The sequence below is a fragment of the Streptomyces sp. NPDC058246 genome (assembly GCF_042881985.1).
Taxonomy (GTDB): Bacteria; Actinomycetota; Actinomycetes; order Streptomycetales; family Streptomycetaceae; genus Streptomyces.
On record NZ_JBHVWZ010000016.1, the window covers coordinates 73,340 to 84,129 of the forward strand.

General features: G+C 71.0%; 9 protein-coding genes. All 9 read left to right on the forward strand.

Features of this window, described 5'->3' with window-relative positions; translation table 11 throughout:
* Positions 1 to 10 precede the first annotated feature (10 nt).
* A complete protein-coding gene (locus ACFVXA_RS23360; RefSeq protein ID WP_390026345.1) occupies positions 11 to 1,102 on the forward strand; it encodes an MSMEG_0568 family radical SAM protein in 1,092 nt (363 codons plus the stop codon).
* A complete protein-coding gene (locus tag ACFVXA_RS23365; RefSeq protein WP_390026347.1) occupies positions 1,072 to 2,538 on the forward strand; it encodes an MSMEG_0567/sll0787 family protein in 1,467 nt (488 codons plus the stop codon). The genes ACFVXA_RS23360 and ACFVXA_RS23365 overlap by 31 nt, the downstream gene beginning before the upstream one ends.
* The gene (locus tag ACFVXA_RS23370; RefSeq protein ID WP_362020017.1) at positions 2,535 to 3,386 is read left to right on the forward strand and encodes a carbon-nitrogen hydrolase family protein; all 852 of its coding nucleotides are present in this window, start codon (positions 2,535 to 2,537) and stop codon (positions 3,384 to 3,386) included. Before ACFVXA_RS23365 ends, ACFVXA_RS23370 begins: the two co-directional genes overlap by 4 nt.
* Positions 3,383 to 4,219: a carbon-nitrogen hydrolase family protein gene (locus ACFVXA_RS23375; protein ID WP_362020020.1), complete on the forward strand. Its 837-nt coding sequence runs from the start codon at positions 3,383 to 3,385 to the stop codon at positions 4,217 to 4,219. The genes ACFVXA_RS23370 and ACFVXA_RS23375 overlap by 4 nt, the downstream gene beginning before the upstream one ends.
* Positions 4,216 to 5,292, forward strand: coding sequence for an MSMEG_0565 family glycosyltransferase (locus ACFVXA_RS23380; protein ID WP_390026350.1), 1,077 nt, complete (start codon positions 4,216 to 4,218; stop codon positions 5,290 to 5,292). The genes ACFVXA_RS23375 and ACFVXA_RS23380 overlap by 4 nt, the downstream gene beginning before the upstream one ends.
* A gap of 250 nt (positions 5,293 to 5,542) precedes the next feature.
* Complete coding sequence (locus tag ACFVXA_RS23385) at positions 5,543 to 5,617, forward strand: putative leader peptide (RefSeq protein WP_389753480.1); 75 nt, start codon at positions 5,543 to 5,545, stop codon at positions 5,615 to 5,617.
* Positions 5,618 to 5,843: 226 nt separating this feature from the next.
* On the forward strand, positions 5,844 to 7,103 hold the full coding sequence (locus tag ACFVXA_RS23390; protein WP_390026353.1) for a vanadium-dependent haloperoxidase: 1,260 nt from the start codon (positions 5,844 to 5,846) through the stop codon (positions 7,101 to 7,103).
* Between the two features lie 589 nt (positions 7,104 to 7,692).
* The gene (locus ACFVXA_RS23395; RefSeq protein WP_390026355.1) at positions 7,693 to 9,744 is read left to right on the forward strand and encodes a phosphocholine-specific phospholipase C; all 2,052 of its coding nucleotides are present in this window, start codon (positions 7,693 to 7,695) and stop codon (positions 9,742 to 9,744) included.
* A 55-nt stretch (positions 9,745 to 9,799) separates the two neighbouring features.
* Positions 9,800 to 10,657: a phospholipid scramblase-related protein gene (locus ACFVXA_RS23400; protein WP_383738560.1), complete on the forward strand. Its 858-nt coding sequence runs from the start codon at positions 9,800 to 9,802 to the stop codon at positions 10,655 to 10,657.
* Positions 10,658 to 10,790: the final 133 nt, after the last annotated feature.

Below are 10,790 nucleotides of genomic sequence, written 5' to 3' on the forward strand. Positions count from 1 at the left end.
GGGGCACGTCGTGAGCGTTGGCACCGATACGACAAGTACGGCGGTGGACGTGCGGATCATGACCCGTGCCGAACTCGCCCTGCACGGAGTCCGCACGCCGGCTCCCGTGCGGCGCCCGGACGGCGCGGGACCGAGCGACGACGGACACGTCCTTGTCGACGGTGCCAACGCCGCGCTGCCCACCAACCCCTCCAGCCCCTACTCCGTCCGCGACGGCAAGGTCTGGCTCGGTGAGGACGACACGGGCCTGACCCTGACCGCCGTACGCCGTCCGAAGTTCTACGACATGACGACCGCCGACGGCATCCGCTACGAGCAGATCGCCCGCCTCCACGGCGCCGACGTCCTCGCCACCACCGTCGTCCAGATCTGTATCCGCTACGCCGAGGCCGACCGCTGCCGCTTCTGCACCATCGAGGAGTCCCTACGCTCAGGAGCGACGGTCGCCGCCAAGACCCCGGACCAGCTCGCCGAAGTCGCCGAGGCGGCCGTCCGGTTGGACGGGGTCAAGCAGATGGTCATTACCACCGGCACGACGACCGGCCCCGACCGCGGCGCCCGCAATCTCGTACGGAGCGTGCGCGCGGTCCTGAAAGCGGTCCCCGGTCTGCCCATCCAGGTGCAGTGCGAACCGCCGGAGGATCTCGCGTGGATCCGTGCCCTGCACGACGCCGGTGCCACCGCCATCGGCATCCATGTCGAATCCCTCGACGACGAGGTGCGGCGGCGCTGGATGCCCGGCAAGTCCACCGTCCCGATCACCGAGTACGAGGCCGCGTGGGACGAGGCCGTAAGCGTCTTCGGGCCCAACCGGGTCTCCACCTATCTGCTCGTCGGTCTCGGTGAGGACCCCGACGAACTCATCGCAGGGGCAGGGGAGTTGATCGATCGAGGCGTGTACCCCTTCGTCGTCCCCTTCCGCCCGATGGGGGGCACGCTCGCCGCCCGCGACGGGGCCGGAGCCCCGAGTGCGTCGGTACTGCGCTACGTCACCGAGGGCGTCGCGGCGAAGCTGCGCGCCGCCGAGATGAGCGGCGCCGACCAGCAGGCCGGCTGCGCGGCCTGCGGGGCGTGCAGCGTGCTGAAGACGGCGGGCGGGTGATGCCCGTGTACCTCGACGGATCCACGGCACCGCCCATGGCGGACGGGCCGGTCGACATCCTGGCGCTGCTCGGTGACCGCAGCACACTGGACCGCCGACCCGCGTTCCACATCAAGGAGGCTTTCGGTGAAAGCGAGTTGGCAGCCTATCGGCGACTGCGCCGGGACGTGTTCATCCACGAGCAGGGCCTCTTCACGGGCCACGATCTCGACGACCGTGACGCCGACTCCCGTACGCTCGTGCTGGTCGCCGAGGACCACGCGGGCGCCGTCATCGGCGGGGTGCGGCTCGGTCCTGTCGCCGACGGCCCCGACATCGGCTGGTGGGTGGGCGGCCGGCTCGTCGTCGCACCCGGCGCGCGCGGCCCGCACGGTATCGGGGCCGCACTCGTCCGGGCCGCCTGTGCCCGGGCGGAGGCCGAAGGCGTGCTGCGCTTCGACGCGACCGTCCAGGCGCGCAACGTAGTGCTCTTCAAGCGGCTCGGCTGGCGCTCGGTGCGTCCGGTGACGGTCGCGGGGGCGCCGCATGTGCTGATGCGGTGGCCGATCGGGCGCATCGCGGCACAGGCGGCGGCCACGAAGTCCGCGCTGGGGCCCTTGCTCGCCGCGCTGCCCGCTCCCGCGGGCTTCGTCGGTGACGACGGCGCGCCCGTCCCCGGTACGGACGTGATCGCCGCCTGCGACGCGATCGTGCCGTCCATGGTGGAGCGCGACCCCAAGTGGGCCGGCTGGTGCGGGGTCCTGGTGAACGTCAACGACCTTGCTGCGATGGGCGCTTCACCGCTCGGGCTGCTCGACGCGTTGGGCGCGAAGGACGCCGAACACGCCGCGCGGATCCTCGCCGGACTCGGGCGGGCGGCACAGGCGTACGGACTGCCGGTTCTCGGCGGGCACAGCCAACTGGGCGTACCCGCTGCCCTGTCGGTGACCGCGCTGGGCCGCACGGACCGTCCGGTCCCGGGCGGCGGCGGGCGGCCCGGACACGCCGTACAGCTGACAGCCGACCTGGGCGGGAGCTGGCGCGCGGGCTACCGGGGCCGCCAGTGGGACTCGTCGACTCGTCGCCGTACGGACGAACTGCGCGCCATGACAGGGGCGGTGGCCGCCGCCCGACCCGCCGCCGCGAAGGACGTGTCGATGGCGGGGATCGCCGGGACCCTCGGCATGCTCGCCGAGGCGAGTGGCTGCGGAGCAGTGCTCGACGTGGCCGCCGTACCGCGGCCGCGAGCAGCGTCCATGGGCGACTGGCTGACCTGCTTCCCCGGCTTCGCCATGCTCACCACCGACGCGCCGGGCGCACCACCCCTCCCCGCCGGGCCCGCGACGGGCGCCGTGTGCGGGGAGCTGACAGAAGGACAGGGCGTCGGACTCCGCTGGCCCGACGGAGAGATCACAGAAGCGGTCACCTCCACGGTGACCGGGATGGGGACCGCATGAGCACCCTGCGTATGGCGGCCGTGGCCGCCGAGTTCGGCCGCGACCTGGAGGAGGACTTCGCGATCGCCGAGCGGCTGATCAAGGAGTCCCGGGCCGAGGGTGTCCGGTTGCTGGCGCTGCCCGAGGCGTGCCTCGGCGGGTATTTGCTGAGCCTGGACGACGCCACCGAGCTGGACGCGGGTCCGCCCGCGCTCGCCCTTGACGGCCCCGAGATCCGTCGACTGGCCGCCTTGGCAGGCGAGTTGACTGTCGTCGCGGGCTACTGCGAAGCGGGCACGGACGGACAGCGCTACAACAGCGTGGTCTGCGTCAACGGTGACGGCGTCCTCGGTAACCACCGCAAGGTCCACCAGCCGCTCAGCGAAGACGCCAGCTATGCCTCCGGCGACCGCTTCCACGCCTTCGACACCCCGGTCGGCCGGATCGGCATGATGATCTGCTACGACAAGGCCTTCCCGGAGTCGGCTCGCGCGCTGGCCCTCGACGGCGCCGAGATCGGCGTGGTCGTCTCCGCCTGGCCGGGCTCACGCACGAACGCCGCGACCGATCTGGTCAACGACCGCTGGAAGCGCCGTTTCGACCTGTTCGACCAGGCCCGCGCCCTGGAGAACCAGATCGTGTGGATCTCTGCGAACCAGGCGGGTACCTTCGGGTCGCTACGCTTCGTCGGCAGCGCCAAGGTCGTCGACCCGGGCGGCGAGATCCTCGCCGACACTGGCGTCGAAGCCGGCCTGGCGATCGCCGAACTCGATGTCGCCCAGGCCCTGGAGACCGCCCGCCGCTCGATGGGGCACCTGCGCGACCGGCGCCCGGAAACCTACACCTACGCAGGAGCAGTCAGCACATGAGCACGATCCGGATCGCGGCCGCCGCCGCCCATTTCGGCCGCGACCTGGAGTTCGACCTCGCCCGCATAGCCAAACTCATCGACGACGCGCGTACCTCGGGCGCGGGGCTGCTCGTCCTCCCGGACGCGGCGCTCGGCGGCTACCTCGCCGACCTGCGCCACCCCGACCCCGAGGCACTGCCCCCGGCGCTCAAGCCCGACGACCCTCTGATCCTCCAAGTGGCCCGCCTGGCTGCCGAGATGGTGGTCTGCGTCGGCTACTGCGAGGACGGCGGTGACGAGCGCTACAACGCCGCCGTGTGCGTCAGCGGCGACGGAGTCCTCGGCCGCCACCGCAAGGTCCACCTCCCGGCCGGCGAGGTCGCCGCCTACGCGCCCGGCGACCGCTTCGACGCCTTCGACACCCCGGTTGGCCGGATCGGCATGCTCATCGACTACGACAAGACGTTCCCGGAGTCCGCCCGTTCCCTCGCCCTGGACGGCGCCGAGATCCTCGCCTGCCTCTCCGCCTGGCCCACCAGCATCACCAACCGCGCCCCGCGCATGGCCCAGGACCGCCAGGCCAAACTCTTCGACCTGTACGACCAGGCCCGTGCCGCCGAGAACCAGGTTGTCCTCGCCTCCTCCAACCAGACCGGCGCGATGGGCGGCATGCGCTTCCTCGGCCAGTCCAAGGTCGTCGGCCCCGGCGGCGACATCCTCGCGCGTACCTGGGCCAAAGCCGGCCTGGCCGTCGCCGAGGTCGATGTGTCCGACGAGATCGACCGGGCCCGCCGCATCCTGCGCCACCTCGACGAACGCAGGCCCGCCGCGTACCGGGAGACACACTCGTGAAGATCGCCCTGCTCAGCTACTCCACCAAGCCGCGCGGCGGTGTCGTCCACACGCTTGCCCTCGCCGAGGCACTGGCCGCAGCCGGCGAGGACGTCACAGTCTGGTCGCTGGGGCGGGGCGGTGACCCCGGCTTCTTCCGCGAGGTCAATCCGGACGTGCGCGTGCGGATCGTGCCCTTCCCCGACGGCCCGGAGGGCGAGACCGTCGGTGAGCGCATCCTGCGCTCCATCGCCACTTTGCGCGAAGCCTTCGACCCGTCTCCGTACGACATCGTCCACGCCCAGGACTGCATCAGCGCCAACGCGGCGGGGCGCTGTATCCGCACCGTCCACCATCTCGATCACTTCACCACCCCCGAGCTGGCCGCCTGCCACGAACGGGCCATCGTCGAGCCCTACGCGCACATCTGTGTCTCACGGTCGGTCGCGGACGAACTCGCCGCGGGCTGGGACCTGAAGGCGGAGGTCATCCCGAACGGAGTGGCATACGAGCGGTTCGCGGCCACCGACACGGCGGCGCGGACGGCCTGGCGCACCCGCCTCGGCCGTTACGTCCTCACGGTCGGCGGTATCGAACCCCGCAAGGGCTCCCTCGACCTGCTGGAGGCGTACGCCCTCCTGCGGACCGGACATCCCGGCGTACGGCTGGTGATCGCGGGCGGTGAAACCCTCTTCGACTACCGCGCCTACCGCACTCGCTGGGAGACCCGGGCGTCCGAACTCGGCGTCGAACCCGTCGTCCTCGGACCGGTCCCCGACGACGAACTCCCGGCGCTCGTCGCGGCCGCCGACGCCTTCGCCTTCCCCTCCCTCAAGGAGGGCTTCGGACTCGCCGCGATGGAGGCGCTGGCCGCCGGGGTCCCGCTGATCGTCCGCGACCTCCCCGTCCTGCACGAGGTCTTCGAACCCGCCGCCCGCTTCGGCGCCACCCCGGAGACGCTGGCCCACGAACTCGGCCAAGCCCTCACGCAGAACGACCCGACCCGGCAGACCGCCGGCCGGGAACTGGCCGCCCGCCACACCTGGGACACCGCCGCGCAACGCCACGTGGACTTCTACCGCTCCCTGAATTGAGCGCTCAGGGCCTTCCTGCAGGGGGCGGCCTTCGCTGCGGGAGCGCATGCCGAGCTTCGCGTAGAGGTGCCTCAGGTGGTTGGAGCGGGAGATCTGGTCCGTCCTCAACCTGATCCGACGACCGTCGCGGCCGTGCCGCTCGCGGTCCGGGTAACGGGCGCGTGGCGGCGACGCGAAGCCGTCGTTGCAATGCGGACCGGTCAACCGCCGTGCGTTGACCGGGACTTCGGTCATGGATAGCGTCCCTGGCATGCAGATCTCTCTGCGGTTCACCCGGCGGCGCGCCGTCGATCTGGTGCGTGTCGCCGCCGCGCTGTGTAGCTGACCCTCACCACACCGCCGCGGCCGCCCCCCGGCCCTTGGCGGCGGTGTCGAGTGCGTGCACGTCGGCGTGGCGCCGTCGATCTGGTGCGTGTCGCCGCCGCGCTGTGTAGCTGACCCTCACCACACCGCCGCGGCCGCCCCCCGGCCCTTGGCAGCGGTGTCGCGTACGTGCACGTCGGCGTGTGCCCCGGCAACAGAAGTCACCCGCAGTCCGCCAAGGAGTATCCGTGAACCCGCTCAGAACCCGCCGCTCCGCCCTGAAGGCGCTCGGCTCGGCCGCCCTGCTGGCCGCCTCCGTCACCGTCCCGTCCGCCACGGCCGCCGTGGCGGACGAACGCACGTCGCGCCCGTCCGTGGCGCTCGACTGGTACGACGCAACGGCCGCGACCATCGCGGCGGCCGGCGCCGCCACCCAGATCACGAACAGCCGTACCTTGGCGATCAGCTGGCTCGCGGCGGCCCGAGCCACCCGCGAGGTGCCGCCCGGCCTCGACCGGAGGGACTTCCAGGACGCGGCCCTGGCATCCGCCGTACACGACGCCCTGGTGACACTGATCCCGTCCCGCACCCAGGAACTGGACGCCACGCTGCGCACGACACTGGACCGTGTCCCGGACGGACCGGCCAAGTCGAAGGGCGTGGCGGCCGGCGCCCGCCAGGCACTGCTGGTCCTCACCTCGCGCGAAGGCGACGGTCTCGACCCGGCTTCGGTGAACGCGCCGTTCACCGTGCCGTCGGCCCCCGGCGTGTGGCAGCCGACACCGCCCGGCTACGCCCCGGCCGCTCAGTACGGCAACCGGATCGCCCAGTCCTTCCTGCTGGACAGCCCTGACCAGTACCGGCTGCCGGCTCCGCCCGCTCTGGACTCCGCGCGCTATCGTGCCGACCTGGCCGAGGTGCGGGCGTACGGGGCCGTGGACAGCACCGTACGCACCGAGCGGCAGACCGAGACCGCCACCTTCTGGTTCGGCTCCTCGCTGACGCTCTACACCGAGCCGCTGCGGGTCGCCGTGGCCCGCTCGCAGCGCTCCACTGCGGGGCAGGCCGCGCTGGTGGCCCTGTTCCACGTCGCCCTGGTGGACACGCAGATCGCCACGTCCGACACCAAGTACGCCTACCTGCGCTGGCGCCCCGTCACGGCCATCCGCACCGGTGCGATCGACCCCGACCGCGAGTGGACGCCGCTGCACATCACGCCGGCCCACCCCGACTACCCCAGCGGGCACAACACCTACGCCGGCGCGGCGGAGACGGTCCTCACGGCGCTCACCGGACCGCGCACCGCGCCGTTCGAGCTGACCAGCCCCACCGCGCCCGGCGTGACCCGCACCTACACGGCCTGGAGCCAACTGTCCCAGGACAACCTGGACGCCCGGGTCTACTCCGGCATCCACACCCGCTCCGCCGACGAGGCCGGCCTCATCCTCGGCAAGCGGGTCGCGAGGCACGTGCTGCACAACACGGGACGCCTGTTCGACGTGTGGTGAGTGACGCCTGGCGGTGGCGACCCGGCGGCTCCGTGCCCAACGTTCGCTACTCGAACGCGGCCGCCCCCCCCACCGCGGCGCTTGAGCCACCGCCTGGGCGAGTCCGGACCCGGGCGCCCGGGCGGCAGGTGACGGAGCGGGGGGCTCCGGTGTAGCGGAAGACAAGGACGGTGCGGGCCTGGTCTTGCCGGTGCCGGGCAGGCCGCCGATGACGATGAGGACGGAGCCGTCCTGCCGGAGCGGTGCGGCGCGACGGCTGGCTGTTCGTACGAGCGAGTTGCTGCGGTGTGGCCCTGGCAGGGCAGGCTCGCATCCACGTTTCCTCTTCTTCGAGAGGTCCGTGGACGCCGCCGACCTGTACCGCTTGGTGTAATCCAGGAGGCGGGATCCGGCGGACCTGGAGGACCTGGAGGATCCGGCGGACCTGGAGGATCTGGAAGACACAACCGTTCGTCTCACGTACCGCCGAGTTTCACATAGGGTCCACAGGACCCTTCCCTGACGTTTGGTGCTCTTGGAACACTCCAATCGCGCACGTTCCATCAGCATCCGGCCGACCGGGCCCGTCAGGACAAGAGGTCACTCACTCATGCCTCAAGTGAATCGGCGCCGATTCCTCCAACTCGCCGGCGGCACCGCGGCGTTCACCGCGCTGTCCAGCAGCATCCAGCGGGCGGCGGCGCTGCCCGCGCACCACCGATCCGGCACGATCGACGACGTCGAGCACATCGTCGTCCTGATGCAGGAGAACCGTTCCTTCGACCACTACTTCGGTTCGCTGAGGGGCGTCCGCGGCTTCGGCGACCCGCGTCCGGCCACGACGTCCGGAAACAAGTCGGTCTGGTACCAGTCGGACGGCACCAAGGATGTGCTTCCCTTCCACCCCGAGGCGGACGACCTGGGCCTGGCGTTCATCCAGGACCTCCCGCACGGCTGGAGCGACGGACACACCGCCTTCAACAAGGGCAAGTACGACAAGTGGGTGCCCGCCAAGTCGTCGACGACGATGGCGTACCTGACGCGCGAGGACATCCCCTTCCACTACGCGCTCGCCGACGCGTTCACCATCTGCGACGCCTACCACTGCTCGTTCATCGGCTCCACCGACCCGAACCGCTACTACATGTGGACGGGTTACACCGGCAACGACGGCAAGGGCGGCGGCCCGGTCCTCGGCAACGACGAGGCAGGCTACGGCTGGACGACGTACCCGGAGCGGCTCGAAGCGGCCGGGGTCTCCTGGAAGATCTACCAGGACGTCGGCGACGGCCTCGACGCGAACGGCTCCTGGGGCTGGATCCCGGACGCCTACCGTGGCAACTACGGTGACAACTCGCTGCTGTACTTCAACCAGTACCGCAACGCCAAGCCCGGTGACCCGCTCTACGACAAGGCCCGCACCGGCACCGACGCCCGCAAGGGCGAGGGCTTCTTCGACCAGCTCAAGGCCGACGTGCAGGGCGGGAAGCTGCCGAAGATCTCCTGGATCGTCGCGCCGGAGGCCTTCACCGAGCACCCCAACTGGCCCGCCAACTACGGCGCCTGGTACATCTCCCAGGTCCTCGACGCGCTCACCTCCGACCCCGAGGTGTGGAGCCGGACGGCGCTGTTCGTCACCTACGACGAGAACGACGGCTTCTTCGACCACCTCGTGCCGCCGTTCCCGCCGCAGTCCGCCGCGCAGGGCAAGTCCACGGTCGACGTCGGCCCGGACCTCTACCAGGGCGACGCGAGCCGCGCGGCCGGTCCGTACGGGCTCGGCCAGCGGGTGCCGATGCTCGTCGTCTCGCCCTGGAGCAAGGGCGGTTACGTTTGTTCCGAGACGCTCGACCACACCTCGATCATCCGGTTCATGGAGCGCCGCTTCGGCGTGCACGAGCCGAACATCTCGCCCTGGCGGCGCGCGATCAGCGGCGACCTCACCGCCGCCTTCGACTTCGCTCACCAGGACACCAAGCCGGTCGCGCTGCCGGACACCGACGGCTACCAGCCGCCGGACCACAACCGCCACCCCGACTATGTGCCCACCCCGCCCGCGAACCCGGTGCTGCCCAAGCAGGAGCGCGGCTCGCGCCCGGCCCGCCCGCTCACCTACGCGCCCCTCGTGGACGGTTCGGCGGACACGGCGGCCGGCAAGTTCACGCTCACCTTCGGCTCGGGTGCCAAGGCCGGCGCCGCCTTCCTCGTCACCTCCGGGAACCGGACCGACGGCCCCTGGACGTACACCACCGAGGCGGGCAAGACGGTCTCGGACACCTGGAACTCGGCGTACTCGAACGGCTCGTACGACCTCACCGTGCACGGCCCGAACGGCTTCCTGCGCACCTTCAAGGGCCCGGGCGGGACGGCCGGCCCCGAGGTCACCGCGCGGCACGTCGGCAGCGACGTGGAACTGACCTTCACCAACAAGGGCTCCGGCACGGTCACCCTCAAGGTCTCCAACGGCTATGGCGGAAAGCCGCAGTCGTTCAAGGTGCGGGCGGGTGCCACCGTGAAGCACACAGTGGACTTGCGGGCGAGCAAGCGCTGGTACGACCTGACCGTCACGTCGGACGCGGACGCGGGCTTCTTGCGCCGGTTCGCCGGACATGTCGAAAACGGTCTGCCCGGTGTGAGCGACCCGGCGATCGTCACCGGCTGATGGCGGCCACCCAAGTGCCGGTTGTTTTCCGGCCGTCTCGCGGTAGTGTGCCCCGGTGACCACGCATTCGAACACTCCTGCAGGTTGGTACCCGGATCCGCACGGGGCGCCCCAGACGTTGCGTTACTGGGACGGCTCGCAGTGGACCGACCACACGAATGCGGACCAGCAGGCCCACGCGGCACAGCAGGTACCGCAGCAGGCCCAGCAGCCGCAGCAGGCGTACGCCCAGCAGCCCGCCGCGGGTCCCGACCCGCGCGTGCAGCGTCAGGTGCAGCAGCAGGCCGGGGTCGCGCCGAGCGGCGCGGGCGGCGGCACGCTGTTCACCGAGCCGGTCCTGGTGGTGAACCAGAAGGCCAAGCTGATCGAGGTGACCAACGAGTACAAGGTCATGGATCAGAACGGCAACCAGCTCGGCTCGGTCACCGAGGTCGGGCAGAACGCGTTCAAGAAGGTCCTGCGCTTCATCTCCAGCGTCGACCAGTTCATGACCCACAAGCTGGAGATCCGCGACGCGTACGGCCAGCCGCAGCTGCTGCTGACCCGCCCCGCGAAGTTCCTCAAGTCGCGGGTGATCGTGTCGCGTCCGGACGGCTCGCCCGTCGGCGAGATCGTGCAGCAGAACATGATCGGCAAGATCAACTTCGCGATGAACGTCAACGGCCAGCAGGTCGGTGCGATCAAGGCGGAGAACTGGCGAGCCTGGAACTTCGCGATCGTCGACCACTCGGACAACGAGGTCGCCCGGATCACGAAGACCTGGGAAGGCCTCGCCAAGACGATGTTCACCACCGCGGACAACTACGTCCTGCAGATCCACTTCCAGCTCCCCGAGCCCCTGCTGAGCCTCGTCGTGGCGACGGCACTGACCGTCGACACGGCGCTCAAGCAGGACTCCCGAGGACTGGGCTGACAGTGACCGGCTGACAGCGACAGGGAAGGGGGGGGGGGGGGTGTCGCGCCCCCCCACCACGCGGTGGCGGCGGCGGGGCCGGGCGGGGCGGCGGGGGCCGGGGGGGGGGCGGTGGCCGGGGGGGGGGCCCCCC

Excerpts from the sequence above, each read along its gene's own strand:
- ACFVXA_RS23370 (WP_362020017.1), top strand. The coding sequence starts at position 2,535 with ATGAGCACCCTGCGTATGGCGGCCGTGGCCGCCGAGTTCGGCCGCGAC.
- ACFVXA_RS23375 (WP_362020020.1), top strand. The coding sequence starts at position 3,383 with ATGAGCACGATCCGGATCGCGGCCGCCGCCGCCCATTTCGGCCGCGAC.
- ACFVXA_RS23395 (WP_390026355.1), top strand. The coding sequence starts at position 7,693 with ATGCCTCAAGTGAATCGGCGCCGATTCCTCCAACTCGCCGGCGGCACC.